Below are 26,975 nucleotides of genomic sequence, written 5' to 3'. Positions count from 1 at the left end.
AAGCGCAAAATGCGTCGCTATTTATTGCGTTGATGCAAAACCACTGCAGGTAGAATTCATTCAACTCTGGAAACGGTGGAACTTGCGATGCAAACGTTAAAACGTGCCCTGATGGCAACTTTCTTGCTGTTTAGCCCTCTGGTGCAGGCTGAAGGCTTACAGGATCGGCTGACGGCTTTTTTTGCTGAAAAGCTGGCGGGCTTTAGCGATGACGTTAGCGTTACCGTGCGCACCCCACCGAATCTGTACCCTACCTGTGACCAGCCGTCATTCAGCGTGACGGGGACCACCCGGCTGTGGGGAAATGTGAACGTGCTGGCACGCTGCGCCAACGAAAAACGCTATTTACAGGTTGCAGTTCAGGCGACGGGCAATTATGTTGTCGCCGCCGTGCCGATTGCGCGCGGCAGCCTGCTGCAGACGAACAGCGTGACGTTGAAGCGCGGCCGTCTGGATCAGCTGCCTCCACGCACCATGCTGGAAATGAATCAGGCACAGGACGCCGTCAGCCTGCGTGATGTCGCCCCCGGCCAGCCGATACAGCTCTCAATGCTGCGTCAGTCATGGCGGGTAAAAGCGGGTCAACAGGTGATGGTCGTGGCCAACGGAGATGGCTTTAGCATCAACAGTGAAGGGAAAGCGTTAAACAATGCCGCGGTGGCGCAAAATGCCCGCGTCAGAATGTCCTCAGGCCAGGTGGTGAGCGGAACCGTCGATTCTGATGGGAATATTCTGATTAACCTATAATCTTTTTAAAGATTTCGCGGCGCGTGCCGATAAATATTCCACTAATGATGATGTCAGGCGCAAACGCCGCGAACCCTCGATGAGGACAACACTATGAGCATTGATCGTACATCAGCCCTGAAGCCGGTAAGCGCTGTACAACCTCGCGAAACGAATGACGCTCCTGCGCAGAAAACGCGTCTGGAAAAACCGTCAACGTCCAACAGCACCAGCGTAACCCTGAGCGACGCGCAGGCAAAACTGATGCAGCCAGGCAGCAACGATATCAATATGGAACGTGTTGAAGCGCTGAAAACGGCTATTCGTAACGGTGAGCTGAAAATGGATACCAGCAAGATTGCTGATGCCCTGATTCAGGAAGCACAGAGTTTCTTACAGAGTAACTAACCGTATGAGTCGACTGTCAGAAATACTGGATCAAATGACGGTTGTCCTGAACGACCTGAAAACGGTAATGGACGCTGAACAGCAGCATCTCTCTTCCGGTCATATCAACGGCAGCGCGCTGCAGCGTATTACTGAAGACAAAAGTTCGCTTCTGGCAACGCTGGATTATCTGGAGCAACAGCGCCGCGCTGAGCAGGATCCTAAGCGCAGCGCCAATGACGATATTGTTGAGCGCTGGCAAACCATTACTGAAAAAACCCAGCACCTGCGCGACCTTAACCAGCACAACGGCTGGCTACTGGAAGGTCAGATTGAGCGTAATCAGCAGGCGCTTGAGGTGTTGAAACCGCATAAAGAAACCGGACTGTACGGTGCGGATGGTCAGACGGCAACTGCGCGTATTGCGGGAGTTAAAAAGATTTCGATTTGACGCCTGAGCGACAAATCATGCAGCGGGGAGCACCATAAGGTGAACTCCCCTTTTGGCGTTTATGCCGTACGGCGGGCAAACTCTTTCACTTTGAACCCCAGCACCGCGAGCGTGGCAAAGTAAGCCACCACCCCGACGCCTACCACGGCCATCAGCCGCATCAGACGATAAGGCATGGTGCCCAGGGACCACTCCGGCATCACGTACATCATGCCGAGCAGCGCGGCAGACATCACCAGTACCGCAACGATCAGACGCACCAGGAAACTCCCCCAGCCCGGCTGCGGCGTGAAAATATCCTGCTTGCGCAGCTGCCAGTACAGCAGTCCGGCATTCAGACAGGCCGCCAGACCAATCGATAATGACAGGCCTGCATGCTTCAGCGGACCAATAAACGCCAGGTTCATCAGCTGGGTCATAATCAGCGTCACAATGGCAATTTTCACCGGCGTTTTAATATCCTGACGCGAGTAGAACCCGGGCGCCAGCACCTTGACGACGATCAGCCCCATCAATCCGACCGAGTAGGCAATCAGCGCGCGCTGGGTCATGGCGGCATCAAAGGCGGTGAATTTCCCGTACTGGAAGAGCGACACCGTTAGCGGTTTAGCCAGAATACCCAGCGCCACCGCGCTTGGCAGGGCCAGCAGGAAGCAGAGACGTAAACCCCAGTCCATCAGGCGGCAATATTCATCATGGTTACCGCTGGCAAAACTTTTCGACAGCGACGGCAGCAGGATGGTCCCCAGCGCCACGCCCAGCACTCCGGACGGGAACTCCATCAGACGGTCGGCGTAGTACATCCAGGATACCGAGCCGGACACGAGGAAAGAGGCAAAGATGGTGTTGATGATAAGCGAGATCTGGCTGACGGAGACGCCAAGAATGGCGGGCCCCATCTGCTTGATCACGCGCATCGCCCCGGCATCTTTGAGATTGATGCGCGGCAGCACCAGCATGCCGATTTTTTTCAGATGCGGCAGCTGGTACGCCAGCTGCAGTACGCCGCCGACGGTGACCGCCCAGGCCAGCGCCAGCACCGGCGGGTTAAAGTGCGGCGCGGCGAACAAGGCAAAACCGATCATGCTGACGTTGAGAAACGTTGGCGCAAACGCCGGAACAGAGAAGCGGTTCCAGGTATTCAGGATCGCCCCCACCAGCGAGGCCAGCGAGATGAGCAGAATATAGGGGAAAGTGATGCGCAGCAGCTGCGAGGTCAGCGCAAATTTGTCAGCCGTATCGGCAAAACCGGGCGCGGTCACCATGATCACCCACGGCGCGGCCAGCATCCCGAGTACGGTCACCACCGCCAAGGCCAGCGTCAGCAGCCCGGAGACATAAGAAACAAAGACGCGCGTCGCGTCTTCACCCTGCTTGCTTTTATATTCCGCCAGGATAGGCACGAATGCCTGAGAAAACGCCCCTTCCGCAAAAATACGACGCAGCAGGTTCGGCAGTTTGAACGCGACGAAAAAGGCGTCCGTGGCCATCCCTGCACCAAATACCCTTGCCACAATGGCGTCGCGCGCAAAACCCAGCACGCGGGAAAACATGGTCATCGAGCTGACGGCCGCCAGCGATTTTAATAAGTTCATTAACGTGAATTTCCAGAACCATACGGATTTGTAAGCCGGGTGAGCCTAAGCGCCACCCGGCAAAGCCAACAAGCGGCGCTTAGTCTAACCGGATTTCAACGAATTACTATCCGCAGATGTTACAGCGAGTTATTCGCTCATGGCTTCGCGCCAGAGTCTTTCCACAATGCGCTGCGCCAGAATGGCCTGCTCGCCGGACGTTTCAGGAACCGTCTGATTTTGCACGCAGGTGATAAAGTGACGGGCGCATCCTGCGAAACCGCGCTGCTCCAGGGTGCTCTGCCAGCCTGGCGCCGGGAGCGTCACCACGCCGTTGCCCTTCTCTTCCCGCCACTCGCGCATGTCCGTAATGTCATACAGCGCGCCGTCGGTCACCGCCTGCACGGATTCACGCTGGCTTCCTGCCCGACGGTGCATGCTGGTGGTAATCTGAAGATGCTCAACGGCGAAGTGGTGTTCCGCGTAGACCATCTGCCCCTGGTCATTCGTCAACAGGGTACCGCTTTTCAGCAGCGCTTCGCCGTTGCTCAGCCACAGCGCCGTATCCACAACGTGCAGATAATCATCCAGAAGGGTGAAGCGCAGATCGTTAGGCCCAACGCTGTCGGTACGGTGCTTATCCATCCGCAGCGAGGCGAGCGTACCCGACTGCGCCTTCAGCTGCTGGTAAAGCGGCGCGAAGCGGCGGTTGAAGCCCACCATCAGCGTCAGTTTTTTGCGCGCGGCCAGCTCAATCAGCCGCTCGGCATCCTGAACATTTTCAGCCAGCGGTTTATCCACGCAGACGTGAACCCCCGCATTGAGCAGCTCGCTCACCACCTGATAGTGGGTTGCCGTTGAGGTATGCACAAAAACCGCATCACACTCGCGGGCCAGATCCTGCAGGGAGGCAGCATACGGAATGCGCCAGGTTTCGCAGATACGTTCTGCCTTTTCTCGGGTGGGCGACCATGCCCCCTGCAGGGTCCAGCCCGTCGCCGCACCTAAAACAGGCAGCCAGGCTTTTTGCGCGATACCGCCCAGCCCCACCACGCCTACGCGTAATTTTTTCACCGTCAGTCTCCCAAATGTGCCAGCAACGCATCCAGACGCTGTTTCAGCCCGGCGACCTCTTCTTCCAGCGCCTCTACGCGCGCGGCAAGAGTGTCATTGCCAGCTGAGGAGCCCGCATCGCTCTCCACGGTAGCGACATCGACGTCGCCGCTGAACAGATGCATATAGCGGCTTTCACGTTTGCCCGGCTCGCGCGCCAGACGCACCACGTACGGGCCGTCTTCGCGAGAAGCCAGCCCTTCCAGGGTCTGCTCGACCTCCTGCATATCGCTGAACTCATGCATCCGGGAAGCGCGCGTGCGCAGTTCCCCCGGCGTCTGCGCCCCGCGCAGCAGCAGCGTGGTGATGACCGCCACTTCCGCGCTGCTCAGCTTCAGGTCACCGAATTCGGAGTTACAAAAGCGCTGTTCGTATTTGGTCACGCGGTTGCCGAAGCCGCTGACGGTGCGCAGATAGTGGCGTTTTACCAGCGCATCCAGCACGTCCTGAACCTCATGCTCGCTGAGGTTCATCACCGGCTCGCGGTTGGTCTTCTGGTTGCAGGCCATGGTCACGGCGTTGACGGAGAGCGGATACTGCTCCGGCGTGGTGACCTGTTTTTCGAGTAAGCACCCAATCACGCGCGCTTCTGTACCGTTTAGCTGATACTTCATCTTTTCTCCTTAACGACCTGCGGTCCAGTCCCGGGTGGTTAACGCCGTCAGAACGTGGTCGCGCCACTCTCCGTCTATCAGCAGATAGTCTTTAGCGTAACCCTCTTTCTCGAACCCTAAACGCGCCAGCAAATTGCCGCTGCGCTGATTATGCGGCATATAGTTCGCCATGATGCGATGGATATGCTGCGTGCGCTGCATATAGCGGATCGCCACCGTTAACGCCTCGTACATCAGCCCCTGCCCCTGCCATTTCTGGCCGATGGAGTAGCCAAGGTAGCAGGCGTGAAACGACCCGCGCACCACGTTTGAAAAATTGGCGATCCCGATAATCTCTTTCTCTTCAGGATCCAGCAGCGCGAAATAGAACGCGCTGCCCTGCTTGTGAAATTCCGTAATCATGCTGAGGCGCGCCTGCCAGCCGGAAGGGTAACAATGGCTCTCATCCCGAACGGGTTCCCAGGGTTTTAAAAACTGGCGATTCTCGGCGTAATAATCCGCCAGACGCCAGGCATCACGCTCATGCACCAGACGAACGACCAGCCTGTCCGTTGTCAGACGCACTTTTGGCACATTACTGCGATAGCCAAACATCGATACCACTCCTTCCCGTCACTTCAGCTTACCCATTAGCTTTACTATACCTGCGCCTGCGCCGTCTGTGAAAACAGTGACATACCATTTTGCCCTCTTTTCATTATTTTCGATGAGAACTCTCTATCAAAGCACCCTTTTGATAAAAAAATATTGTCACGCCCGGGGGTGGGAAAAAACGCGGCGACACCGCAGAATGTTAGCGTGCTCACCTTCTTATTTTCCCTGGAGGGAAAATGTCCCGCGTATCACAGGCCAGGAGCCTGGGTAAATATTTCCTGCTCGTCGATAACATGCTGGTCGTGCTCGGCTTTTTTGTCGTTTTTCCTTTGATATCGATCCGATTTGTCGATCAAATGGGCTGGGCGGCATTAATGGTTGGCATTGCCCTGGGGTTACGCCAGTTTGTCCAGCAGGGTCTGGGCGTCTTTGGCGGGGCCATTGCCGACCGCTTTGGCGCTAAACCGATGATCGTGACCGGTATGCTGCTGCGCGCGGCAGGCTTTGCCACGATGGCTGTCGCCCAGGAGCCCTGGCTGCTCTGGTTCTCCTGTTTCCTCTCCGGTATCGGGGGTACGCTGTTCGATCCGCCACGCACCGCGCTGGTGGTGAAGCTTATTCGCCCCCAGCATCGCGGCCGTTTCTTCTCGATTCTGATGATGCAGGACAGTGCCGGGGCGGTTATCGGCGCCCTGCTGGGAAGCTGGCTGCTGCAGTATGACTTCCGACTGGTCTGCGCGGCGGGGGCGGTGCTCTTTATTCTGTGCGCGCTGTTTAATGGCCTGTTCCTGCCCGACTGGAAACTCTCGACGGTCAAAGCGCCGGTCCGGGAAGGGCTTGGCCGCGTGCTGCGCGACAAACGTTTTGTCACTTATGTGCTGACCCTGACGGGATACTACATGCTGGCTGTGCAGGTCATGCTGATGCTGCCGATCATGGTTAACGACATTGCGGGCACGCCTGCTGCCGTTAAATGGATGTACGCCATTGAAGCCGCACTTTCCCTGACGCTGCTCTATCCGATTGCCCGCTGGAGCGAGCGGCGTTTTCGTCTGGAGCATCGCCTGATGGCCGGGCTGTTCCTGATGACGCTGAGCATGATGCCGATCGGCCTGGTGAACTCTCTCCAGCAGCTGTTTACCCTGATTTGTACGTTCTACATAGGGTCGATCATCGCCGAGCCTGCCCGCGAAACGCTGAGCGCCTCCCTTGCGGATGCGCGTGCGCGCGGCAGCTATATGGGCTTCAGCCGGCTGGGACTGGCGCTTGGCGGCGCATTAGGTTACGCCGGTGGCGGCTGGTTGTTTGATGCTGGCAAAGCGTTAAACCAGCCCGAACTCCCGTGGATGATGCTCGGCGCGGTGGGCTTTATGACGCTCCTTGCCCTGTGGTGGCAGTTCAGCCAGAAACGCAGCGCGAGCGGGATGCTCGAGCCTGGCGCGTAGCCTTTCCCTCGGGCGGGAGCCGCTCCCGCCCCACTTCTCAGTTTTTTCTGCTGGTTTCTGCCAATTCACACTGACATACTGACGGAACAGGACAGAAGCGCCGATTTTTCGTTGAGGAACACTATGAAGAAAATTGTCTTTGCCGCGGCATTAGTTGTCAGCGGTCTGCTGGTTGGCTGTAACCAGCTCACGCAATATACCGTCAGTGAACAGGAAATTAATCAGGCGCTGGAAAAACATAACAATTTTTCTAAAGACATTGGCGTGCCGGGGCTGGCGGACGCGCATATCGTGCTCACGAATCTGACCAGCCAGATCGGACGTGAAGAGCCGAACAAAGTCACCCTGGCCGGTGATGCGGCTCTCGATATGTCATCCCTTTTTGGCAATCAGAAAGCCAACATCAAGCTCAAGCTGAAGGCACTCCCCGTGTTCAACAAAGAGAAAGGGGCGATTTTCCTCCAGGAGATGGAAGTCGTCGATGCGCAGGTTTCGCCGGACAAGATGGCACCGGTACTGCAAACCCTGATGCCCTATCTCAACCAGTCGCTGCGTAATTATTTCAACCAGCAGCCCGCGTACGTCTTAAGCGAAGACAAAAGCAAGGGTGAAGCTCTGGCGAAAAAATATGCAAAAGGCATAGAGGTGAAACCGGGTGAAATTATCATTCCTTTCACCGATTAACCTGAAGGGCGCTGCGGCGCCCTTTTTTTTACGGAAAAGTGTGCAAACGAAAACGTTTCCGCTTATGATTTGTGTCCGGCAAAAACAGCCATCCTTATGACTGATTCCTGACAAGCCGGAGCTTCCATGACTGCACAACCCCAGGTTCTTAAAATCCGCCGCCCTGACGACTGGCATATCCATCTGCGTGATGGCGATATGCTGAAAACCGTCGTGCCTTATACCAGCGAAATTTATGGCCGCGCGATTGTCATGCCTAACCTGGTGCCACCAGTCACCACCGTCGATGCCGCGATGGCCTATCGCCAGCGCATCCTGGATGCCGTCCCTGCGGGACACGATTTTACGCCGCTGATGACCTGCTATCTGACCGACTCGCTGGACCCGAACGAAGTGGAGCGCGGGTTTAACGAAGGCGTATTTACGGCGGCGAAACTCTACCCGGCAAATGCCACCACCAACTCCAGCCACGGCGTCACCAGCATTGATGCCATCATGCCGGTTCTGGAACGCATGCAGAAACTGGGCATGCCGTTGCTGGTCCATGGTGAAGTCACGCATGCCGAGATTGACATCTTCGACCGTGAAGCCCGCTTTATCGAGACCGTGATGGAGCCTCTGCGCCAGCGCCTGCCCGCGCTTAAAGTGGTCTTTGAGCATATCACCACCAAAGACGCGGCAGAGTATGTGCGTGACGGCAACGATCTTATCGCCGCCACCATTACGCCGCAGCACCTGATGTTTAACCGTAACCACATGCTGGTGGGCGGGGTGCGCCCTCACCTGTACTGCCTGCCGATTCTCAAGCGCAACATCCACCAGCAGGCGCTGCGCGAGCTGGTTGCCAGCGGCTTCTCCCGCGCGTTCCTCGGCACCGATTCCGCGCCTCACGCCCGCCATCGTAAAGAGGCGAGCTGCGGCTGCGCAGGCTGCTTCAACGCCCCAACGGCGCTTGCCAGCTACGCGACCGTATTTGAAGAGATGAACGCGCTGGAACATTTCGAAGCGTTCTGCTCCCTTAACGGCCCGCGTTTCTACGGCCTGCCAGTCAATGACACCTTCATCGAACTGGAGCGTAAAGCGAGCCACGTTGAGGAGTCCATTGCGCTGACGGATGACACGCTGATCCCCTTCCTGGCGGGCGAAACCGTCAACTGGACGGTAAAACGTTAAAAAATCAATGCCCCTTGTTGTCAAACCGACAATATACCTGTATAAATAAACAGTATATTACACAGGGGGCATTTATGCGTATTGAAGTCACCATAGCCAAAACAACCGTTCTGCCTGCCGGCGCGCTTGATGCACTGGCAGGCGAATTATCCCGCCGTATTAACAACACCTTTCCCGACAACGCCGGTGCCGTAACGGTGCGTTACGCCGCGGCGAACAACCTCTCCGTCATTGGTGCTGCGAAAGAAGATAAAGATCGCATCAGCGAAATCCTGCAGGAAACGTGGGAAAGCGCAGACGACTGGTTTATCACAGATTAACACTGCTCCCTCATTGTGTTTTTTGCCGGGTCGCCCCGGCTTTTTTTTGTCTAAAAATACGGTAAGTTCAAATTAATTCGGCATCTTCTTTAAGAATCGTGAACAAGATGGTGTTTTATTGTTCGAACAATCCTAAAAAGCAGAAAAATGTGTTGCCACCTGTTTATTTTTCCCTTCGGAACCCTTATTACTTGGTATACTGAAGATGCTTTCAGAAAAACATGCATTGAACCTCAAAGCCGTTGTCTTCTAACACGCATTAAGGGGGTTATAATGGAAAAGAATAGTGAAGTGATCCAGACCCATCCACTTGTTGGCTGGGATATCAGTACCGTAGATAGCTACGATGCGCTGATGCTGCGTTTGCACTACCAGACCCCGAATCAACTCAACCGTGAAGAAGCGGAAGTTGGACAGACGCTGTGGCTAACAACAGACGTCGCCCGTCAGTTTATTTCTATTTTAGAGGCAGGTATTGCAAAAATAGAATCTGGCGACTATCAGGAAAATGAGTATAAACGACACTAAGCTTATGCCCACTTTTCTCTCTACAGGCACCCTCGCGGTGCCTTATTTATTTCTCTCTTGTCTAACCCCGTGTTGTTAATTACTCTGCTAACAAAACGTCAGTTTACGAGATGCATATGAGATACGACTTAATCATTATTGGTAGCGGCTCCGTGGGTTCCGCCGCCGGTTATTACGCAACGCAGGCAGGTCTGAAGGTCCTGATGATCGATGCCCATCTTCCTCCCCATGCGGAGGGTAGCCATCATGGCGATACCCGCCTCGTGCGCCATGCGTATGGAGAAGGCGAGCGCTATGTACCGCTGGTGCTTCGCGCCCAGACGCTGTGGGACGAGCTGGCGAAACAGACCGAAGAGCGTATTTTCGAGCGTACGGGCGTCATCAACCTTGGCCCTGCCCATTCTGATTTTCTCGCCAGCGTCGAGCGCAGCGCAAAAGCCTTTAATCTGGAAGTTGAGAAGCTGGACGCAACGGGCATTACCGCGCGCTGGCCTGAAATTACCGTCCCCGACGATTACATTGGCCTCTTTGAAGCCCACTCCGGCGTGCTGCATTGTGAAACGGCGATTAAAACCTGGATCGATCTTGCCGCGAAAGCCGGCTGTGCGCAGCTGTTTAACTGTCCGGTAGAGGCCATCACCCATGACGAAAATGGCGTCACGGTAACGACTATCGACGGCGACTATTCAGCGTCCCGCCTGCTCGTCAGCGCAGGGACCTGGGTCACTCGCCTGCTGCCGGAACTGCCGATCCAGCCGGTGCGCAAGGTCTTCTCCTGGTTCCAGTCGGATGGTCGCTACAGCGCGCAGAATAAATTCCCGGCCTTCACCGGCGAATTGCCGAATGGCGATCAGTTCTACGGCTTCCCTTCCGAGAAAGACGCGCTGAAAATCGGTAAACACAACGGCGGCCAGGCTATCACCTCCCCTGAAGAGCGTAAGCCTTTCGGCGCCTTCCCACTGGATGGTTCGGAAGCCTTCTCGTTCCTGCGCACTATTCTCCCGGGCGTCGGTGGCTTGCTGTATGGCGCGGCCTGTACCTACGACAACACGCCGGATGAAGACTTCATCATTGATACGCTGCCCGGGCATGACAACACCCTGCTCATCACCGGGCTGAGCGGCCACGGCTTTAAGTTCGCTTCCGTGCTGGGGGAAATCGCCGCGCAGTTTGCCCAGGGTATCGCGCCGCAGTTTGATCTGACGCCCTTCTCACTCTCGCGTTTTAACGGATAATCCGCACGGGCTCCGGATGTCCCGGGGCCCGTGTCATTCACACTGCATTACGGGGCGTTATGCGCAGGATCGTTAGCTTTCTGATGAATAATATTCGCGAGCACTTTATGCTCTATATCTTATTGTGGGCGCTGCTGGCCATTATTGATTTTGTTTACATTGTATTTTATTGAAAGCCCTGACTGACAATAATTGACATTTATTTAGCTTTGTTGAAAATCTGAATTTCATCTTGCACGAAGACATTGAATTACCTTTATCAATCCTGTTCAAAAACGCTGAAATAAATAAAATAAAAATCAATAGACAATTATTTCAGTTGCAATATCACAACTTCCCGTTCATTTTTACCCTTCGGTTAATTTGAAAATGGACATTCTAATGCAATTGCGTAACTCCTCCCGGCGCTACGGAATAATATCCATAGGTTTGCACTGGATATTTGCTATTGCCGTCTACGGTATGTTTGGACTTGGGCTCTGGATGGTCACGCTCAGCTATTACGATGGCTGGTATCACCAGGCACCGGAGTTACATAAAAGCATTGGCGTCCTCCTGATGCTGGGCCTGGTTTTTCGCGTAATCTGGCGGCATGTTTCCCCGCCGCCCGCCGCGCCGAAGACCCATGGCAAAATGACCCGCCTGAGTGCAGTTGCCGCGCATATCGCGCTCTATGCGCTGCTTTTCGCCATTCTGATCAGCGGCTACCTTATCTCGACGGCGGACGGTAAGCCGATTAGCGTCTTTGGCCTTTTTGACGTCCCGGCAACGCTCAGCGATGCGGGCGCTCAGGCTGACACCGCAGGGGTCGTTCACCTCTGGCTCGCATGGAGCGTCGTGATCCTGTCTGTACTGCACGGGCTTGCCGCCCTCAAACACCATTTTATTGATAAAGACGATACGCTAAAGCGCATGCTTGGCCGCTCGTCAGTTGACTCTGGAGCATAAAATGAAAAAACACCTGCTGGGTATCGCCCTGGGTTCTCTGTTATTCACCGCCGGTTCCGCCGTGGCGGCCGATTATAAAATTGATAAAGAGGGCCAGCACGCTTTCGTCAATTTCCGTATTCAGCACCTGGGATACAGCTGGCTGTACGGTACCTTTAAGGATTTTGACGGCACATTCACCTTTGACGAGAAAAATCCTGCCGCCGACAAGGTCAATGTGACCATTAATACCAACAGCGTGGATACCAATCATGCTGAACGTGATAAACATCTGCGCAGTGGGGAATTCCTCAATGTCGGGAAATACCCACAGGCTACTTTCACCTCCACGGAAGTGAAAAAAGACGGTGATAAGCTGAATATTACCGGCAACCTGACGCTTAACGGCGTAACAAAACCGGTCACGCTTGATGCTAAATTACTGGGCCAGGGTGACGACCCGTGGGGCGGTAAACGCGCAGGATTTGAAGCGGCGGGTAAAATTCACCTGAAAGATTTTAATATCACAACGGATTTAGGCCCGGCGTCTCAGGACGTTGAGCTGATTATTTCCGTTGAGGGTGTACAGCAGAAATCATAATAGATTCGCCCGGCAGGCTTTTGCCGTGCCGGGCGTTATTATCATTCCGGGTCGGGGATACCCAGTTTGGTATTCAGACGGCCGCGTGATTTATTGAAAATCTTGTTGCCGTTTTCACGTCCTGCGCGGCGGCGACGCTGCTCTTCTTCCGGCAAGATGCTCTCTTCGCTGCACAGCTCGCTACAGCAGCCGTTAAACTTCTCGGCACAGGCCGGGCACTGAATAAACAGCAGATGGCACCCGTCGTTTTTGCAGTTGGTATGGGTATCGCACGGCGCGCCGCACTGGTGGCACTGGGCAATAACGTCTTCCGAGATACGCTCACCCATACGCTCGTCAAAGACAAAGTTTTTCCCGATAAAGCGTACCGGTAAACCCTGCTCGCGGGCGCGGCGGGCGTACTCGATAATGCCGCCTTCAATATGCCAGACCTTATTAAAGCCGTTGTGCTTCATCCACGCGCTGGCTTTTTCACAGCGGATACCGCCAGTGCAGTACATAACGATCTTTTTATCTTTATGTTCCTGCATCATCTCAACCGCTTTGGGCAGCTGCTCGCGGAAGGTGTCGGCCGGGATTTCCATCGCGTTCTCGAAATGCCCCACTTCGTACTCATAGTGATTACGCATATCAATGAACACGGCATCCGGATCGTCCAGCATCGCATTCACTTCCGCAGCCTTCAGATATTCACCGACATCCGCCGCGTTAAACTCAGGATCGTCAATACCGTCCGCCACGATGCGCTCACGCACCTTCATGCGCAGCACCCAGAAGGATTTCCCGTCGTCGTCCAGGGCAATGTTCAGGCGCAAACCGTCGAGGGCCGGATCGAACTGATAAAGCACGTCGCGGAAGGCGCTGACTTTGCTTTCCGGTACGCTAATTTGCGCGTTAATGCCTTCACGGGCAAGGTAGACGCGGCCGAAGACGTTCAGCGCCGTGAACGCCTGATAAAGCGCATCGCGGGTCGCCTGTGGATCGTTGATGGTGAAGTATTTATAGAAAGAGATGGTTGTGCGCGGTTCGGTTTCAGCCAACATACGCGCCTTTAACATCTCATTCGACACGCGGTTGTGTAACACTGGCATGGTGTACAGTCCTGGAATCGTTAGAGAGAATGAAAAATCGGTCGGCATCATATAGCAAATAAAACCAATTTACATCCACACAATTTACGCTACATTTCACACACCCTGATTAATCAGGCTTAACAATTGCTGTATTCGTGCACGCTTCGAAAGCAGATATTTTGGCTACGTCTCAAAAAATGAGACACTAGCAAAACAGGACGTTTGAAAACAGGAATGACATGACCCAGTTACCAAAATTTACTGCCGCCCTTTTGCATCCCCGTTATTGGTTGACCTGGCTTGGCATCGGCTTTTTATGGCTGCTGGTACAGCTTCCCTACCCTGTTATTTTTCGGTTGGGTAAATTTCTGGGCCGTTTCGCGCAACTGTTTATGAAACGTCGCGCCAGAATCGCGTACCGTAATCTTGAGCTGTGTTTTCCGCAGATGAGCGAGTCAGAGCGTCACGATATGGTCTCGAAGAATTTCGAATCCGTCGGGATGGGGCTCATGGAAACCGGAATGGCGTGGTTCTGGCCGGACAAACGCATGGCCCGCTGGAGCGAGGTGACGGGGACCGGCATGGAGCCGGTGCATACGCTTCAGGCCAATCAGACGGGCGTTCTGCTGATCGGCGTCCATTTCCTGACGCTGGAAATCGGGGCGCGCATGTTCGGCATGCAGGCACCCGGCATTGGCGTTTATCGTCCTAACGATAACCCGGTCATCGATTTAATCCAGACTAACGGCCGCATGCGCTCCAATAAAAGCATGATCGACCGTAAAGATCTGAAGGGGATGATCCGCGCGCTGAAATCCGGTGAAGTGGTCTGGTATGCCCCCGACCACGACTATGGCCCACAGGCCAGCGTATTTGTCCCCTTCTTCGCCGTTGAAGAGGCCGCCACGACGACCGGAACCTGGATGCTGGCGCGCATGTCCAAAGCCGCCATCGTGCCTTTTGTTCCCCGCCGTAAGCCGGATGGTTCAGGCTACGAGCTGATGATGCTGGAGCCGGAACTCGCGCCGCCGCTTGACGATGCAGAAACCACCGCACGCTGGATGAACAGCGTTGTGGAGAAGTGCATCATGCTGGCGCCTGAGCAGTATATGTGGCTGCACCGCCGTTTTAAAACGCGGCCACAAGGCACGCCGTCCCGCTATTAATCCTCATGCGGTCCTCAGGGCCGCATGCCGTTTTAGCTTTAAAAGCTCCTCCTCATTGCGGCAATCATAACCCAGGCGCATAATTAGCAGGCTTATTACTTTATGCCTCAGGTGCTCTGCACCTCATTATGCGGATAGTTATGTCACCCTCAGATGCCCCCATAAACTGGAAGCGTAACCTCACGGTTGCGTGGCTTGGCTGTTTTCTTACCGGCGCGGCGTTTAGCCTGGTCATGCCCTTCCTGCCGCTCTACGTCGAACAGCTTGGCGTGACGGGCCACAGCGCGCTCAATATGTGGTCTGGCCTGGTATTCAGCATCACGTTTCTCTTTTCCGCGATAGCCTCGCCCTTCTGGGGCGGCCTTGCCGACCGCAAGGGACGTAAAATCATGCTGCTGCGTTCGGCGCTGGGGATGGCCATTATCATGGCGCTGATGGGCGTGGTGCAGAACGTCTGGCAGTTTCTGATCCTGCGCGCGCTGCTGGGCCTGCTGGGAGGATTTATTCCCAACGCGAACGCCCTGATAGCCACGCAAATCCCCCGCCATAAGAGCGGCTGGGCGCTAGGGACGCTCTCTACCGGCGGCGTGAGCGGTGCTCTGCTGGGACCGCTGGCCGGCGGATTACTGGCGGATAACTACGGCCTGCGTCCGGTCTTTTTCATCACCGCCAGCGTGTTGTTCCTGTGCTTTATCGTCACCCTGCTCTGTATTCGTGAAAACTTCACGCCTGTCGCCAAAAAAGAGATGCTCCACGCCAGAGAGGTGCTGACCTCGCTTAAAAATCCCCGACTGGTGCTGAGCCTGTTCGTGACGACAATGATTATCCAGGTCGCTACCGGGTCGATTGCCCCTATTCTGACGCTGTACGTTCGCGACCTGGCGGGTAACGTCAGCAGTATTGCGTTCATTAGCGGGCTGATTGCCTCCGTACCCGGCGTGGCGGCGCTGCTGAGCGCCCCGAGGCTGGGAAAACTGGGGGACCGGGTGGGTCCGGAAAAAATCCTGATCTGCGCGCTGGTAATTTCCGTCCTGCTGCTTATCCCGATGTCGATGGTGCAAACGCCATGGCAGCTGGGCGTCCTGCGCTTTTTGCTGGGCGCCGCCGACGGCGCGTTGCTGCCCGCCGTACAGACCCTTCTGGTCTACAACTGCACGAACCAGATTGCCGGGCGTATTTTCAGCTATAACCAGTCATTCAGGGATATCGGCAACGTCACCGGACCGCTGCTCGGGGCCGGGATCTCCGCAAGCTTTGGTTTTCGCGCCGTCTTTATCGTGACGGCGGGCGTCGTGTTGTTCAATGCCATTTATTCATGGTTCAGTTTATCCCGTGCGCTACGGCCCGTGATGGAATAAGACGAACGCCTGACGGCTTATTTTCGCATTCATACTTGCAGAATCTTATATTCAGCTATTCTTTCCCTGAAACCTTCTGGAAAACAGGGAGACACCAATGACCATGTACGCCACGCTGGAAGAAGCTATTGATGCCGCTCGTGAAGAGTTCCTCGCCGACAACCCCGGCGTTGAAGAAGAAGATGCTGACGTGCAACAGCTTAATATCCAAAAATACGTTCTGCAGGATGGGGATATTATGTGGCAGGCCGAATTCTTTGCCGATGAAGGTGAAGAAGGGGAATGCTTGCCGATATTAAGCGGTGAAGGTGCGCAGGCCGTCTTTGATGGCGACTATGACGAAATCGAACTTCGGCAGGAATGGCTGGAGGAGAACACCCTGCACGAGTGGGATGAGGGCGAGTTTCAGCTCGAGCCACCTCTGGATACGGAAGAAGGTCAAACCGCTGCCGATGAGTGGGACGAGCGTTAATTTACGCTATTCGTAAGGGCCGTGGCTGGCATCGATCGGCAGCAACAGCGTGTCGAAAATCAGCGAGAACGGCAGATCGAGCACGGTCAGGTAGCGCCATGCGGAATCACGGAGATCCCATTTCACGCCGGGGTAATACTGATTACCGTGGCCTTGCCCTGGAATGGTGCGACTGATGATACTGCCGCAGCCGCTGAGCAGGCATGCCATCATGATGACGATGATTATTCTCATCTCTAGCCTCTAAAAAAATACCGGCCTCACAGCCGGTATTTTATCTGGCGGGTGGCGCTTCGCCTACCCGCCCTGCTTAACAACTTACTTCGCCTTCAGTGCAAGCGGATTCAGCTTCATGTCCTTATAGTAGTTCACCCACGAAGAGTATTTCTCCGGAGCGGACCACACGCGGTAGTGAAGACGCGCCATTGTCACCGGGTCGCTCAACAGCACCAGTCGACGGTCGCGGTTGAGTTTTTCCGGGGTCTCGTTAAGCGCCTGCTCAACGTGACGATCGCGAGCAATCTCCAGCACCTGGCTGGCACGGTGACGCGCGGTCGCCATTGCCGTTGCCAGGGCGTTGAATGACGGGTTAAACACGGCGTGCATGAAGCCGTCATCCAGCGAGCGACTGCGGTTCTGTTCCAGGTAACGATCGGTATCCACCAGCACCTGCGGCGGGGAATACTCTTCCGGGATCAGGAACAGTTTCCAGCGTTTGGTTCGCAGCCCCACCGTTGAACGGCTGGAAATCACGGACACAAACGGCGACAGGATCAGCGAGAAGACAATCGGCGCCAGCCAGAACAGGAAGCGCAGATCCAGCCAGGCCATCCCGGCCGCCCACACCAGACCCAGCAGCAGCTGAGAACCGTGGCGCATAAAGGCTTCACTCCACGGCGTGGAGTCGTCGTCACGCTGCGGTGAGTTCCAGACCACTTCCCAGCCCAGGAACGCGCTGACCACAAACACGGTGTGGAACAGCATACGTACCGGCGCCAGCAGCACGGAGAACAGCACTTCCAGCAGCAGTGAAAGGGTCACGCGGAAGAAACCGCCGTACTCTTTCGAGCCTTTGCACCAGATCAGGATGATGCTGAGCAGCTTAGGCAGGAACAGCAGCACCATGGTGGAGGCAAACAGGGCAATCGCCAGCTCCGGACGCCACTGCGGCCACACCGGGAACAGCTGCCGCGGTTGCAGGAAGTATTGCGGCTCCGTCAGGGCATGAACCACCTGTAAGGCAGTCGACAGCGCCAGGAACATAAACCACAGCGGTGCGGAGAGATAAGACATCACGCCGGTCAGGAATACCGCACGGTGAACCGGGTGCATCCCTTTTACCAGGAACAGGCGGAAGTTCATCAGGTTACCGTGACACCAGCGGCGGTCACGTTTGAGCTCGTCCAGCAGGTTTGGCGGCAGCTCTTCGTACGATCCCGGCAGGTCGTAGGCAATCCAGACGCCCCAGCCAGCACGACGCATCAGCGCCGCTTCTACGAAGTCGTGCGACAGAATAGAACCGGCAAACGAACCCTCACCCGGCAGCGGTGCCAGCGCACAGTGTTCAATGAACGGCTTCACGCGGATAATGGCGTTGTGCCCCCAGTAGTGCGACTCACCCAGCTGCCAGAAGTGCAGACCCGCCGTAAACAGCGGCCCGTAAACACGAGTGGCGAACTGCTGGCAGCGCGCGTAAAGGGTGTCCATGCCGGACGCTTTTGGCGAGGACTGAATGATACCCGCGTTAGGGTTGGCTTCCATCAGACGCACCAGACCACTCAGGCAGTCTCCGCTCATGACGGAGTCAGCATCCAGCACCACCATGTAGCTGTACTGGTTACCCCAGCGACGGCAGAAGTCATCGATGTTACCGCTTTTACGCTTCACACGACGGCGGCGGCGGCGGTAGAAGATCTGGCCTTCGCCCTGCACTTCTGCAATCAGCTCCATCCACGCTTTTTGCTCTGCAACGCAGATATCCGGGTTGTAGCTGTCGCTCAGGATGTAAACGTCAAAATGCTCCGCGTTGCCGGTCGCCTTTACGGACTCCCAGGTCGCACGCAGGCCCGCGAATACGCGGTCAACGTCTTCGTTACAGATAGGCATAATCAGCGCAGTACGGTGCTCGGGATTGAGGGGTTCATCCCCGACCGTTGACGCCGAAATGCTGTATTTGTCACGCCCCATCAGCAGCTGCAGGAAGCCCATCAGCGCGGTCCAGAAACCGGCCGAGACCCAGCAGAAGAGGACCGCGAACAGCAGGAGAATGCCGCTCTGCAGGATATACGGCAGCAGCTGCATGAAGGAGACCCAGAGATCCTGGCCCATCATGTCCGTCGGGTTGATAAACGCCCAGCCCTGGTAAGGCAGAATGGTTTTCATATACCAGGTCGCGACGACGGTCTGCGCCAGCGTCAGAAGCAGCAGGATATAGCGACGGATTGTCCCCACGGTACGCCATTTCTGTTCGGACGCCTGCTCTTCTTTCGTCAGGCGCGACAGATAGCGCGGCGTAACATCACGCCCGCGCAGGCGATCCCAGAAACGGCCCACCGGGTTGGTGCGCCATGGGTCGGGGAACATAGAGGAACGCGTGGCCTTCGGCATCGCCTGAAGCTGATCGCGTCCTTCATCGTCTTTAATCAACTGCCCTTCCGCCAGCGAGTCCGGCCATGCCTGCTCCAGACGCGCCTTGACTGACCCGAGCGGCGTATCATCATCACGAGAAAACGTATGATGTTCACCATCCAGCGCGGTGTGAACCGCGCGGATGTCGCTCTTAGGCAGTGCCGCTTTTTCGATATCCGTCAGCGGCATGGCATCAATATATTCAGATGTATTATTCATTGGCAGGTAGCTGATAGCTCCAGGTTTCACTCAGCGGCTGATCGTTACTGACCAGCGCAGCACGCATTTCAGTGGTCTGTTTCGGATCTTTCACTTTCACGCGCAGGGTCAGACGCCAGCCTTTGGTTACCGGGTTGTAACGCACGGTATTCTCAACGATTTCACCGTTATCACCGATGCTGGCCTGAGCGGCAACGGCGGTGTCCGGTGACAGTTTCTTCATATCCTGGCCCGTGAAGTCCACGACGAACGCCACGGTACCGTCAGGCTGACGGATAAGATTAGACTGCTTCACATCACCCGTTGAGCGGCGAGTCTGCATTACATACGCGTTATCCGGCGCATGCAGCTTATCTTCGTCGCGGCTGAAGGTAATGGTGTACTTGAAGTTCATCTCTTTACCGGCTTCCGGCAGCTGATCCGGTGTCCAGTAAGCGACGATGTTATCGTTGGTTTCGTCGTTGGTTGGAATTTCTACCAGCTCGACCTTACCTTTACCCCAGTCACCGTTTGGCGTGACCCAGGCACTTGGACGCTGGTCATAGCGATCGTCCAAATCTTCAAAGCGGGAGAACTGACGACCACGCTGCAGCAGGCCGAAACCTTGCGGGTTTTCCATTGCGAAGCTGCTAACCGCCAGATGTTTCGGGTTATTCAGCGGACGCCAGATCCACTCACCGTTACCGGCATGAATAGACAGACCGTTGGAGTCATGCAGTTCCGGGCGGAAGTTGGTTGCCGGAGACGGCTGGTTCGGCCCAAACAGGAACATGCTAGTCAATGGTGCAACGCCCAGTTTGCCCACTTTATCACGCAGGTAAACCTTGGACTGCACGTCAACTACCGTGTCACGACCCGGCATAATCACAAAGCGATAGGCACCGGTTGCACGCGGGGAATCCAGCAGCGCATAAATGGTCAGACGTTTATCCGTTGGTTTTGGACGCTCAATCCAGAACTCACGGAAACGCGGGAACTCTTCACCTGATGGCAGCGCGGTATCAATAGCCAGACCGCGCGCAGAAAGCCCGTATACCTGCCCCGCGCCAATGACGCGGAAATAGCTGGCACCCAGCATGCTGACGATTTCGTCGTTTTTATCTTTGCTGTTGATCGGGTAAAGCACCTTAAAGCCTGCGAAGCCCAGGTCTTTCACCGTATCTTTGTCGTGTTGCACATTGCCAAAATTGAAGTAATCCGGGCTGTACTTAATCTTACGAACCGCAGTCGCCGTCACTTCATTGATGGCAACAGGCGTGTCGAAGTACATACCCTGATGATAAAATTCAAGCTTGAACGGGGTTTTAATATTGCTCCAGTACGCTTTATCGTGATTGAACTGGATCTGCTGATAGTCCGCATACTTCATGTCGCGGAAAACGGAGGGCAAGTTACTTTTCGGCGCTTCGTAGCTCTTGCCTGCCATCGATTTTGCCTGTTTTGCGACATCGTCGATGTTAAAGGCCAGTGCCGATGAGGTATACAGTGACAACACCACTGCAGCACCTAACCAACGCATTTTCATCATCTGTGGTTTATGTTTCATAATAAGTAAGCACTTCCCCCTTTGTGTGCTTATATCGATCCGATCCATTTTAATGGAAACTCAGGCAATCCGACAACATTATCACTGCTTTGTTCAGCTGCTGGCTCATGGATTAAGCAAATGAAAGAACCCGCTATTCACTTTGCGTGCTTATCCTGGAGACAGGGTGTCGGTCTTGGTGTAGGGTTGGCTTCGAATGTAACCATTATGAGTCTTAGGGATAAGGCGAAAAGTCTGAGAATGCACAACGTTATATGAGCACAACACCAATACAACGGGAATATTTCCTCGACTCGATCCGGGCATGGCTGATGCTATTGGGGATCCCCTTTCACATTTCACTGATTTACTCCAGCCACACCTGGCACGTGAATAGCCAGATGCCCTCCTGGTGGCTGACGCTGTTTAATGACTTTATTCACGCCTTCCGTATGCAGGTGTTTTTCGTCATATCCGGCTATTTCTCTTACATGCTGTTTCTGCGATACCCGCTCAAGCGCTGGTGGAAAGTGCGCGTAGAGCGCGTGGGGATCCCCATGCTGACCGCAATTCCGCTGCTGACGCTGCCTCAGTTCATTATGTTGCAGTACGTGAAGGGCAAGGCGGAGAACTGGCCGAATCTGACGCTGTATGAAAAGTACAATACGCTGGTCTGGGAGCTGGTATCTCACCTGTGGTTCTTGCTGGTCCTGGTGGTGCTCACGACGGTGAGTCTGTTGATTTTCAGCCGCCTGCGCCGCCATCTGAGTACGAAAGCCGACACCTTTTTCGCCAACGTTACGATGGGCAAACTGTCAGTGCTCTTCTTGCTGTTGGGGATTGCCTATGCCGCCGTGCGACGGACCCTGCTTATCGTCTACCCGCCGATTTTGAGCGACGGGTTATTTAATTTTGTGGTGATGCAGTCCCTGTTCTACATTCCGTTCTTTTTAATAGGCGCGCTGGCCTTTATTCATCCGAAACTTAAATCGCTGTTTGTCACCCCGTCACCGTGGTGCGCGCTGGGAGCCACCCTCGCGTTCGCGGCCTATCTGCTGAATCAGCGCTACGGCAGCGGCGACGCCTGGATGTATGAAACGGAAAGCGTGATCACTATGCTGCTGGGCCTGTGGATGGTGAACGTGGTGTTCGCGCTCGGCCACCGTTTGCTGAACTTTAAGTCCAGCCGCGTGACCTACTTCGTTAATGCTTCGCTGTTTATTTATCTGGTGCATCATCCGTTGACGCTTTTCTTCGGGGCTTACATCACACCGCACATCGCCTCCAACACTCTGGGCTTCTTTACCGGGCTGGTGTTTGTGGTGGGGGTAGCGATCGTTCTCTACGAGATCCATCTGCGGATCCCGCTCCTGCGTTTCCTCTTTTCAGGAAAACCACCGGCGAAAGCCTCATAAACCACGCGGCGCACTCGATGCGCCGCGTTTGCTTCAGCTTTCCAGCTCTTGTCTGCGCTGAGTCAGAAGCCGCTGATAAAGATGCGTAGTGTCCTCGTCAAAACAGACAAAAATCACCTTCTCCGGCAGCGGTTTTAAAGACAGGTAGCGGTAAACGGTTTCGACGGCGATTGTTGCGGCGGCGGCCTTAGGATAACCATACACGCCGGTGCTGATGGCCGGGAACGCAATCGTTTTATAACCGTTGTCGGCGGCCAGTCGCAGACAGTTCCGGTAAGCCTCTTCGAGAATACTCGCTTCGTGCTGGTCCCCGCCATGCCAGACGGGCCCTACGGCATGAATAACCGCTCTGGCAGGCAGATTGCCCGCAAGCGTAATCACCGCGTGACCGGGAGGACACTCGCCCTGCTGTTGCCGCACGGTTTTACAGGCTTCCAGCAGCTGCGGTCCGGCAGCCCTATGGATAGCCCCGTCCACGCCCCCTCCTCCCATCAGGGATGGATTGGCCGCATTGACGATAACGTCGACGTGCATAGTCGTAATATCGCCATGAATAATCTCAATTTGCGGTTTCATAAAGCCCCTCTGCAACCCGCCATTTTCTTAAGTGTATCGCAGAGGAGACCGGGAGAAAAAACTATCAGAAAAAATCCTCTTCCACCGCAGGGCGGAAGAGTGCGCACTAGCGATACTGGATTTCGACAACCGCGAGCGTTTTTTCAGGATTAAGGTATTTCATATTGAGCGTCGCCAGGCTTGAGTCGCTCACTTTCCCGTTAAGCGCCTCTTCATAGCTGACCATACGCGTTTGCATACGGTTATTGTTTGGACATGACATTGCAAACTGTTGCTTCTGGGGAGTGACTTCACAGGGGTCTGCGACAATGGCACCGCGGAAATGAATGACACCACCGTCAACAACCGTGGCCGAATAGGCCGGGATACTCAAAGCAGAAACGACCAGACCCAGACCTGCCGCGAGTCGAGCAAAATAGTTGTTCATTATAGGTACTCCTCAATGAAAATCGTCCATGAGGGGTAAACGCGCTTCATTTATTACGGCAAACGAAGTTTCACGTTACGGAACATAACGACCTGGTCCCTGATATCAGCATAGCTCAACGGCACAGACCCGCCACATTCTCAACCTATTGATTTCATGAATGTTTAGAGCGAGCGTTCCGCTGGCGACCACTGTTGTGATAAATGCAGCGATTTACCGTCTGAAACGGTGACAACGATTTTTACCGTGTCTCCCGCGCTAATATTTAAACTCAGGCGCATTAAATCAATCGTCTGATTAGCGGGTATAAAAAGTGTGTTTTGCTGTCGGGAAGAACTTTGCCCCCCCTGCCCTTCTCGCAGAGAAACAATCTGAACCTGACAATCACACGATTGCGCCAGAGTGACCTGCGGAATAATGGTGGTCATATTTTCCTGCTGTGACGTTTTGAAGGTTATCTGGCTGGAAAGCGCGGCGAGGAGAATTAAGGTATTCATGATGAACTCCCGAAAAAAAACAGGGCTGATGCCCTGTTTTTTTGTAGCACAGATTTCAGTATCAGTACTGATGAGCTGTCGCGTGGTTACCAAAACCGATCTGGGTAACGTTAACAGTTGAATTGGACGCAGTCTGGTCTACGAGGGCACCGTTAAAGCCGCCGGACTGGCTAACATTCATGACGGATTTTTTGCTGTTCCACTGATCAAGTGTCGCACTGTTACCAAATCCTTTCTGGGTCAGGTTGATTTTACTGTCATCAGAACCCTGACCAACGTCAGCACCGTTACCGCCACCTTTCTGGGTAATATTCAGCACGGAATTTCTGGCGTCTGTCTGCAGAGCAACCGCGGAGTTACCGCCACCGTCCTGATAAATATTCAGGGTAGAATTTGGGCCACTGTATCCACCGTGACCATGTCCATGACCCCAACCGCCCTGATTAATAGAACCCGCCATAGCACTACCAGAAACTACGATTGCTGCAAGTGCTGCCACTTTGATAAATTTCATGGTAAACCCCCATCGGATTGATTTAAGTCGTCGCGAAAGCGCTAATGTTGAATAACGTTAATAGCCATTTGCGACTGTTTCTGCACTACAACTGCGGTTTTCTGCGTACCGTACTGCGTAATATTTGCTCTATTACCCGACCCTTTCTGGATAATTTTCGCGCTATTACCGTATCCATCTTGCGTAATACCTGCATCATTCGCGTTACCGCTCTGATCGATCCAGGCTATATTGTAACTCCCTGATTGATCAACTCTCGCTCTGTTCCCCACCCCATCCTGTGAAACAATGGATAAGAGTCTTGAACCGTCCTGGCGAACCTCAGCGTTATTGAAAACGCCCTGTTGACCAATAATGGCTGCCTGATTTAGTGATGAAAGACTTAATTCGTTAACCGCAAAGTTATATTCAGAATTTGCCAAATCTGAATTCGCTGCGGCTACAAATCCAGGCGCACCCAGTAATGTAAACATCATAATTAACGATGCGTTTTTCATGTTGTCACCCTGGACCTGGCTATTTAATCACTCCATGTTTAAACGACTCGTATTGTGTTAACGCGTCGTTACGGTGAAGAGTATGTCCGCTGAAACATTTTAAATATCTCACCCGCGCGGCTTATTTTTATTTATCGGATCACCACAAAGTCGTAATTTACCTCAAAAATCACTGTAATCAGGCCAGCTTATATTTTTTATTAAAGGTGCTTTGCGAAAGGTTGTACAACGAGACGAAGGCTGTCTACGCTTCGTCCCGGGTTGTTTAAACGTAACGGCAGGAGAACATTTTTCTCATCGCGTGACACGGAGCCTCTTTTCTTAAGCCAGACAGTCGCTCATTCGTGGGCTTAGAAATTATCTGAAACTCATACTTAATTATCGCCTCATGAAAATAACAAATAACATTAAAAATCAATTCATTAAAAATATTTGTATGATTTTTAAAATCTGTGCACCTCTATTTAGGTGTACAACTTTCTCATCAATTATTGCCATTCCAAACAACCTAATTTCACAAATTAATATTGATTTTTACATCCTGTTACATGTTTAACACTTGCTTTAAACTTCGTAAAAGCTAGATTGAAATTAGATGTACGAAATTGGTTTTATATTTACCTCCCTGTGGAGGTTATGGTCTGATTCTACACACAGCAGTGCAACATCTGTCAGTACTTCTGGTGTCCTCTTTTAAACAGGAGGACAGCTGCCAGGTGCCAAAAAAAAGTGGGGTTTCATCATGTATAATGAAGTCCATAGTTTACATGGTCATACATTACTGTTGATCACAAAACCTTCTTTGCAAGCGACAGCGTTATTACAACATTTAAAGCAATCTTTATCACTGAACGGGAAATTGCATAATATTCAACGTTCTTTTGATGATATTGCACCTGGCAGCATCATTCTTTTCGATATGATGGAAGCTGATAAAAAGCTTATCCATTACTGGCAGGATATTTTAAGCAGGAAAAACAATAATATCCGCGTGCTATTGTTGAATACGCCTGATGAATATCCTTTCAGAGATATTGAAAGCTGGCCGCATATCAATGGCGTGTTCTACGTCACAGAAGAAGAAGACCGGGTGGTAGAGGGGCTGCAGGGTATATTGCGCGGAGAGTGTTATTTTTCGCAAAAGCTTGCCAGCTATCTCATCACGCACTCCGGAAATTATCGCTATAACAGCACAGAGTCAGCACTGCTCACGCACCGTGAGAAAGAGATCCTGAATAAGTTACGCATTGGTGCTTCAAATATTGAAATCGCCCGTTCGTTATTTATCAGCGAAAATACGGTAAAGACGCACCTTTATAATCTTTTCAAGAAGATAGCTGTGAAAAACCGAACTCAGGCGGTTTCGTGGGCAAACGATAACCTCAGGCGTTAATCACATGAAGCGCACGTTGAGTTGGATCGCCGCAGCGGGTTTCTTGCTCGCTGCTGGGAATCTGAAGGCCGTCGAGGTCGAAGTTCCCGGATTGTTAACAGACCACACTGTCTCATCGGTCGGGCACAGTTTTTACCGTGCCTTCAGTGACAAATGGGACAGTACCTACACGGGTAATATAACAATCAACGAGCGGCCCAGTGCACGATGGGGAAGTTGGATAACAATAACGGCTAATCAGAACGTTATTTATCAAACGTTTTTATTCCCGACCAAAATAGACTTCGATAAAAACGTCGTCTTAGCACTGGAACAATCAGAAGACGCTATTAATCGCCTGCAAATAGATAAAGCCCTATTAAGCACCAGCGATTTAGCAAAAGACGAGTTCTAGCGAACCGATATGCGGAGGCTGTCATGCGTATTGCATATGCAGTTGTTTCAATAATGCTGATAACACCCATCAGCTGGGCCGGAAACATGACGTTTCAGTTCCGTAACCCTAACTTTGGCGGTAACCCTAACAACGGCGCGTTCCTGCTGAATGAAGCTCAGGCGCAAAACTCCTATAAGGACCCAAGCTTAAAGGATTTTAGCATTGATACCCCGTCCGCACTGGACAACTTCACTCAGGCCATCCAGTCGCAGATTTTAGGTGGGTTATTGACCAACATTAATACCGGTAAACCCGGGCGGATGGTGACCAACGACTTTATCGTTGATATCGCCAACACGGACGGACAGCTTCAGTTGAACGTAACCGATCGTAAAACCGGAAGACTCTCCACCATTCAGGTTTCCGGTCTACAAAGTAATTCAACTGACTTTTAAACAATAGCTAAA

32 protein-coding genes are annotated in these 26,975 nt (G+C 53.6%); 19 read left to right on the top strand and 13 right to left on the bottom strand.

Annotated elements, in window-relative coordinates; translation table 11 throughout:
* Positions 1–87: 87 nt before the first annotated feature.
* The 3 genes from flgA (at position 88) to flgN (ending at position 1,564) form a co-directional block, all read left to right on the top strand.
* Positions 88–747, top strand: a complete 660-nt coding sequence (gene flgA / locus GVO84_RS08445; RefSeq protein WP_121425882.1) for a flagellar basal body P-ring formation chaperone FlgA — start codon at positions 88–90, stop codon at positions 745–747.
* A 93-nt stretch (positions 748–840) separates the two neighbouring features.
* Positions 841–1,134: a flagellar biosynthesis anti-sigma factor FlgM gene (gene flgM / locus GVO84_RS08440; protein ID WP_023311133.1), complete on the top strand. Its 294-nt coding sequence runs from the start codon at positions 841–843 to the stop codon at positions 1,132–1,134.
* A gap of 4 nt (positions 1,135–1,138) precedes the next feature.
* The gene (gene flgN / locus GVO84_RS08435; RefSeq protein WP_025755834.1) at positions 1,139–1,564 is read left to right on the top strand and encodes a flagella biosynthesis chaperone FlgN; all 426 of its coding nucleotides are present in this window, start codon (positions 1,139–1,141) and stop codon (positions 1,562–1,564) included.
* 59 nt (positions 1,565–1,623) lie between these two features.
* Here flgN and murJ read toward each other — a convergent pair whose 3' ends face one another.
* The 4 genes from murJ to rimJ form a co-directional block, all read right to left on the bottom strand.
* Positions 1,624–3,159: a murein biosynthesis integral membrane protein MurJ gene (gene murJ / locus GVO84_RS08430; protein WP_023311131.1), complete on the bottom strand. Its 1,536-nt coding sequence runs from the start codon at positions 3,157–3,159 to the stop codon at positions 1,624–1,626.
* Between the two features lie 129 nt (positions 3,160–3,288).
* Entirely contained in the window at positions 3,289–4,212 is a 924-nt protein-coding gene (locus GVO84_RS08425) for a Gfo/Idh/MocA family protein (protein ID WP_159513866.1), read from the bottom strand.
* A 2-nt stretch (positions 4,213–4,214) separates the two neighbouring features.
* Positions 4,215–4,865 carry a YceH family protein gene (locus GVO84_RS08420; RefSeq protein WP_159513865.1) on the bottom strand — a complete coding sequence of 217 codons (651 nt, stop codon included), beginning with the start codon at positions 4,863–4,865 and terminating at the stop codon, positions 4,215–4,217.
* A 9-nt stretch (positions 4,866–4,874) separates the two neighbouring features.
* On the bottom strand, positions 4,875–5,459 hold the full coding sequence (gene rimJ, locus GVO84_RS08415; RefSeq protein WP_008500822.1) for a ribosomal protein S5-alanine N-acetyltransferase: 585 nt from the start codon (positions 5,457–5,459) through the stop codon (positions 4,875–4,877).
* A 236-nt stretch (positions 5,460–5,695) separates the two neighbouring features.
* Between rimJ and mdtH the strand changes: the two genes are divergently transcribed.
* From mdtH to GVO84_RS08370, 9 genes are all read left to right on the top strand, one after another.
* On the top strand, positions 5,696–6,904 hold the full coding sequence (mdtH, locus tag GVO84_RS08410; RefSeq protein ID WP_159513864.1) for a multidrug efflux MFS transporter MdtH: 1,209 nt from the start codon (positions 5,696–5,698) through the stop codon (positions 6,902–6,904).
* Positions 6,905–7,027: 123 nt separating this feature from the next.
* Positions 7,028–7,588, top strand: coding sequence for a lipoprotein (locus GVO84_RS08405; RefSeq protein ID WP_029740355.1), 561 nt, complete (start codon positions 7,028–7,030; stop codon positions 7,586–7,588).
* A gap of 126 nt (positions 7,589–7,714) precedes the next feature.
* Positions 7,715–8,761 (top strand): dihydroorotase, encoded by a 1,047-nt coding sequence (gene pyrC / locus GVO84_RS08400; protein ID WP_033145198.1) that lies wholly within the window; start codon positions 7,715–7,717, stop codon positions 8,759–8,761.
* A gap of 74 nt (positions 8,762–8,835) precedes the next feature.
* Entirely contained in the window at positions 8,836–9,081 is a 246-nt protein-coding gene (gene dinI, locus GVO84_RS08395) for a DNA damage-inducible protein I (RefSeq protein WP_008500826.1), read from the top strand.
* A gap of 273 nt (positions 9,082–9,354) precedes the next feature.
* Positions 9,355–9,609, top strand: a complete 255-nt coding sequence (bssS, locus tag GVO84_RS08390; RefSeq protein WP_008500827.1) for a biofilm formation regulator BssS — start codon at positions 9,355–9,357, stop codon at positions 9,607–9,609.
* Positions 9,610–9,725: 116 nt separating this feature from the next.
* Entirely contained in the window at positions 9,726–10,844 is a 1,119-nt protein-coding gene (gene solA / locus GVO84_RS08385; protein ID WP_159513863.1) for an N-methyl-L-tryptophan oxidase, read from the top strand.
* Between the two features lie 59 nt (positions 10,845–10,903).
* The gene (locus GVO84_RS08380; RefSeq protein ID WP_032638658.1) at positions 10,904–11,017 is read left to right on the top strand and encodes a YceO family protein; all 114 of its coding nucleotides are present in this window, start codon (positions 10,904–10,906) and stop codon (positions 11,015–11,017) included.
* Positions 11,018–11,225: 208 nt separating this feature from the next.
* Positions 11,226–11,792, top strand: a complete 567-nt coding sequence (locus GVO84_RS08375; protein WP_063145757.1) for a cytochrome b — start codon at positions 11,226–11,228, stop codon at positions 11,790–11,792.
* 1 nt (position 11,793) lies between these two features.
* The gene (locus GVO84_RS08370) at positions 11,794–12,372 is read left to right on the top strand and encodes a YceI family protein (RefSeq protein WP_024909002.1); all 579 of its coding nucleotides are present in this window, start codon (positions 11,794–11,796) and stop codon (positions 12,370–12,372) included.
* A gap of 41 nt (positions 12,373–12,413) precedes the next feature.
* Here GVO84_RS08370 and GVO84_RS08365 read toward each other — a convergent pair whose 3' ends face one another.
* A complete protein-coding gene (locus tag GVO84_RS08365; protein WP_023335250.1) occupies positions 12,414–13,463 on the bottom strand; it encodes a rhodanese-related sulfurtransferase in 1,050 nt (349 codons plus the stop codon).
* A gap of 221 nt (positions 13,464–13,684) precedes the next feature.
* Here GVO84_RS08365 and GVO84_RS08360 point away from each other — a divergent pair, with 221 nt between their 5' ends.
* The 3 genes from GVO84_RS08360 (at position 13,685) to GVO84_RS08350 (ending at position 16,441) form a co-directional block, all read left to right on the top strand.
* Positions 13,685–14,611, top strand: coding sequence for a Kdo(2)-lipid IV(A) acyltransferase (locus tag GVO84_RS08360; protein ID WP_029740361.1), 927 nt, complete (start codon positions 13,685–13,687; stop codon positions 14,609–14,611).
* A gap of 140 nt (positions 14,612–14,751) precedes the next feature.
* On the top strand, positions 14,752–15,969 hold the full coding sequence (gene mdtG, locus GVO84_RS08355) for a multidrug efflux MFS transporter MdtG (RefSeq protein WP_159513862.1): 1,218 nt from the start codon (positions 14,752–14,754) through the stop codon (positions 15,967–15,969).
* Between the two features lie 97 nt (positions 15,970–16,066).
* On the top strand, positions 16,067–16,441 hold the full coding sequence (locus tag GVO84_RS08350; protein WP_023311118.1) for a MysB family protein: 375 nt from the start codon (positions 16,067–16,069) through the stop codon (positions 16,439–16,441).
* Between the two features lie 6 nt (positions 16,442–16,447).
* Here the strand turns inward: GVO84_RS08350 and GVO84_RS08345 are convergent, their stop codons facing one another.
* From GVO84_RS08345 to mdoG, 3 genes are all read right to left on the bottom strand, one after another.
* Positions 16,448–16,675: a YceK/YidQ family lipoprotein gene (locus GVO84_RS08345; protein ID WP_121425871.1), complete on the bottom strand. Its 228-nt coding sequence runs from the start codon at positions 16,673–16,675 to the stop codon at positions 16,448–16,450.
* A gap of 84 nt (positions 16,676–16,759) precedes the next feature.
* The gene (gene mdoH / locus GVO84_RS08340; protein WP_038417546.1) at positions 16,760–19,288 is read right to left on the bottom strand and encodes a glucans biosynthesis glucosyltransferase MdoH; all 2,529 of its coding nucleotides are present in this window, start codon (positions 19,286–19,288) and stop codon (positions 16,760–16,762) included.
* On the bottom strand, positions 19,281–20,834 hold the full coding sequence (gene mdoG, locus GVO84_RS08335; RefSeq protein ID WP_021240787.1) for a glucans biosynthesis protein MdoG: 1,554 nt from the start codon (positions 20,832–20,834) through the stop codon (positions 19,281–19,283). Before mdoG ends, mdoH begins: the two co-directional genes overlap by 8 nt.
* A gap of 254 nt (positions 20,835–21,088) precedes the next feature.
* On the opposite strand from mdoG, the gene mdoC reads away from it, so the two are divergent.
* Positions 21,089–22,228, top strand: coding sequence for a glucans biosynthesis protein MdoC (gene mdoC, locus GVO84_RS08330; RefSeq protein ID WP_121425869.1), 1,140 nt, complete (start codon positions 21,089–21,091; stop codon positions 22,226–22,228).
* 33 nt (positions 22,229–22,261) lie between these two features.
* Here mdoC and ymdB read toward each other — a convergent pair whose 3' ends face one another.
* From ymdB to csgB, 5 genes are all read right to left on the bottom strand, one after another.
* Complete coding sequence (ymdB, locus tag GVO84_RS08325; protein ID WP_159513861.1) at positions 22,262–22,804, bottom strand: O-acetyl-ADP-ribose deacetylase; 543 nt, start codon at positions 22,802–22,804, stop codon at positions 22,262–22,264.
* Positions 22,805–22,910: 106 nt separating this feature from the next.
* Positions 22,911–23,231 (bottom strand): type 1 fimbrial protein, encoded by a 321-nt coding sequence (locus GVO84_RS08320; protein WP_121425867.1) that lies wholly within the window; start codon positions 23,229–23,231, stop codon positions 22,911–22,913.
* Positions 23,232–23,395: 164 nt separating this feature from the next.
* Positions 23,396–23,728, bottom strand: coding sequence for a curli assembly chaperone CsgC (gene csgC / locus GVO84_RS08315; RefSeq protein ID WP_032658052.1), 333 nt, complete (start codon positions 23,726–23,728; stop codon positions 23,396–23,398).
* Positions 23,729–23,789: 61 nt separating this feature from the next.
* Positions 23,790–24,242, bottom strand: a complete 453-nt coding sequence (gene csgA, locus GVO84_RS08310) for a curli major subunit CsgA (protein ID WP_121425866.1) — start codon at positions 24,240–24,242, stop codon at positions 23,790–23,792.
* A 41-nt stretch (positions 24,243–24,283) separates the two neighbouring features.
* Positions 24,284–24,739 carry a curli minor subunit CsgB gene (gene csgB, locus GVO84_RS08305; RefSeq protein ID WP_121425865.1) on the bottom strand — a complete coding sequence of 152 codons (456 nt, stop codon included), beginning with the start codon at positions 24,737–24,739 and terminating at the stop codon, positions 24,284–24,286.
* A gap of 742 nt (positions 24,740–25,481) precedes the next feature.
* On the opposite strand from csgB, the gene csgD reads away from it, so the two are divergent.
* The 3 genes from csgD to csgF are packed head-to-tail and all read left to right on the top strand — an operon-like array spanning position 25,482 to position 26,963.
* The gene (csgD, locus tag GVO84_RS08300) at positions 25,482–26,132 is read left to right on the top strand and encodes a biofilm master transcriptional regulator CsgD (RefSeq protein ID WP_090417387.1); all 651 of its coding nucleotides are present in this window, start codon (positions 25,482–25,484) and stop codon (positions 26,130–26,132) included.
* A gap of 4 nt (positions 26,133–26,136) precedes the next feature.
* Positions 26,137–26,526 (top strand): curli production assembly/transport protein CsgE, encoded by a 390-nt coding sequence (csgE, locus tag GVO84_RS08295; RefSeq protein WP_121425864.1) that lies wholly within the window; start codon positions 26,137–26,139, stop codon positions 26,524–26,526.
* A 23-nt stretch (positions 26,527–26,549) separates the two neighbouring features.
* Positions 26,550–26,963 carry a curli production assembly/transport protein CsgF gene (gene csgF, locus GVO84_RS08290; RefSeq protein WP_121425863.1) on the top strand — a complete coding sequence of 138 codons (414 nt, stop codon included), beginning with the start codon at positions 26,550–26,552 and terminating at the stop codon, positions 26,961–26,963.
* Positions 26,964–26,975 lie beyond the last annotated feature (12 nt).

The organism is Enterobacter sp. SM3 (assembly GCF_009811935.2).
GTDB classification, from domain to species: domain Bacteria; phylum Pseudomonadota; class Gammaproteobacteria; order Enterobacterales; family Enterobacteriaceae; genus Enterobacter; species Enterobacter asburiae_D.
The sequence above is the reverse complement of the archived record's forward strand: the minus strand, read 5'-3'. Positions and strand labels throughout refer to the sequence as shown.

Excerpts from the sequence above, each read along its gene's own strand:
- flgA (WP_121425882.1), top strand. The coding sequence starts at position 88 with ATGCAAACGTTAAAACGTGCCCTGATGGCAACTTTCTTGCTGTTTAGC.
- flgM (WP_023311133.1), top strand. The coding sequence starts at position 841 with ATGAGCATTGATCGTACATCAGCCCTGAAGCCGGTAAGCGCTGTACAA.
- flgN (WP_025755834.1), top strand. The coding sequence starts at position 1,139 with ATGAGTCGACTGTCAGAAATACTGGATCAAATGACGGTTGTCCTGAAC.
- murJ (WP_023311131.1), bottom strand. The coding sequence starts at position 3,159 with ATGAACTTATTAAAATCGCTGGCGGCCGTCAGCTCGATGACCATGTTT.
- GVO84_RS08420 (WP_159513865.1), bottom strand. The coding sequence starts at position 4,865 with ATGAAGTATCAGCTAAACGGTACAGAAGCGCGCGTGATTGGGTGCTTA.
- rimJ (WP_008500822.1), bottom strand. The coding sequence starts at position 5,459 with ATGTTTGGCTATCGCAGTAATGTGCCAAAAGTGCGTCTGACAACGGAC.
- mdtH (WP_159513864.1), top strand. The coding sequence starts at position 5,696 with ATGTCCCGCGTATCACAGGCCAGGAGCCTGGGTAAATATTTCCTGCTC.
- GVO84_RS08405 (WP_029740355.1), top strand. The coding sequence starts at position 7,028 with ATGAAGAAAATTGTCTTTGCCGCGGCATTAGTTGTCAGCGGTCTGCTG.
- pyrC (WP_033145198.1), top strand. The coding sequence starts at position 7,715 with ATGACTGCACAACCCCAGGTTCTTAAAATCCGCCGCCCTGACGACTGG.
- dinI (WP_008500826.1), top strand. The coding sequence starts at position 8,836 with ATGCGTATTGAAGTCACCATAGCCAAAACAACCGTTCTGCCTGCCGGC.
- bssS (WP_008500827.1), top strand. The coding sequence starts at position 9,355 with ATGGAAAAGAATAGTGAAGTGATCCAGACCCATCCACTTGTTGGCTGG.
- solA (WP_159513863.1), top strand. The coding sequence starts at position 9,726 with ATGAGATACGACTTAATCATTATTGGTAGCGGCTCCGTGGGTTCCGCC.
- GVO84_RS08380 (WP_032638658.1), top strand. The coding sequence starts at position 10,904 with ATGCGCAGGATCGTTAGCTTTCTGATGAATAATATTCGCGAGCACTTT.
- GVO84_RS08375 (WP_063145757.1), top strand. The coding sequence starts at position 11,226 with ATGCAATTGCGTAACTCCTCCCGGCGCTACGGAATAATATCCATAGGT.
- GVO84_RS08370 (WP_024909002.1), top strand. The coding sequence starts at position 11,794 with ATGAAAAAACACCTGCTGGGTATCGCCCTGGGTTCTCTGTTATTCACC.
- GVO84_RS08365 (WP_023335250.1), bottom strand. The coding sequence starts at position 13,463 with ATGCCAGTGTTACACAACCGCGTGTCGAATGAGATGTTAAAGGCGCGT.
- GVO84_RS08360 (WP_029740361.1), top strand. The coding sequence starts at position 13,685 with ATGACCCAGTTACCAAAATTTACTGCCGCCCTTTTGCATCCCCGTTAT.
- mdtG (WP_159513862.1), top strand. The coding sequence starts at position 14,752 with ATGTCACCCTCAGATGCCCCCATAAACTGGAAGCGTAACCTCACGGTT.
- GVO84_RS08350 (WP_023311118.1), top strand. The coding sequence starts at position 16,067 with ATGACCATGTACGCCACGCTGGAAGAAGCTATTGATGCCGCTCGTGAA.
- GVO84_RS08345 (WP_121425871.1), bottom strand. The coding sequence starts at position 16,675 with ATGAGAATAATCATCGTCATCATGATGGCATGCCTGCTCAGCGGCTGC.
- mdoH (WP_038417546.1), bottom strand. The coding sequence starts at position 19,288 with ATGAATAATACATCTGAATATATTGATGCCATGCCGCTGACGGATATC.
- mdoG (WP_021240787.1), bottom strand. The coding sequence starts at position 20,834 with ATGAAACATAAACCACAGATGATGAAAATGCGTTGGTTAGGTGCTGCA.
- mdoC (WP_121425869.1), top strand. The coding sequence starts at position 21,089 with ATGAGCACAACACCAATACAACGGGAATATTTCCTCGACTCGATCCGG.
- ymdB (WP_159513861.1), bottom strand. The coding sequence starts at position 22,804 with ATGAAACCGCAAATTGAGATTATTCATGGCGATATTACGACTATGCAC.
- GVO84_RS08320 (WP_121425867.1), bottom strand. The coding sequence starts at position 23,231 with ATGAACAACTATTTTGCTCGACTCGCGGCAGGTCTGGGTCTGGTCGTT.
- csgC (WP_032658052.1), bottom strand. The coding sequence starts at position 23,728 with ATGAATACCTTAATTCTCCTCGCCGCGCTTTCCAGCCAGATAACCTTC.
- csgA (WP_121425866.1), bottom strand. The coding sequence starts at position 24,242 with ATGAAATTTATCAAAGTGGCAGCACTTGCAGCAATCGTAGTTTCTGGT.
- csgB (WP_121425865.1), bottom strand. The coding sequence starts at position 24,739 with ATGAAAAACGCATCGTTAATTATGATGTTTACATTACTGGGTGCGCCT.
- csgD (WP_090417387.1), top strand. The coding sequence starts at position 25,482 with ATGTATAATGAAGTCCATAGTTTACATGGTCATACATTACTGTTGATC.
- csgE (WP_121425864.1), top strand. The coding sequence starts at position 26,137 with ATGAAGCGCACGTTGAGTTGGATCGCCGCAGCGGGTTTCTTGCTCGCT.
- csgF (WP_121425863.1), top strand. The coding sequence starts at position 26,550 with ATGCGTATTGCATATGCAGTTGTTTCAATAATGCTGATAACACCCATC.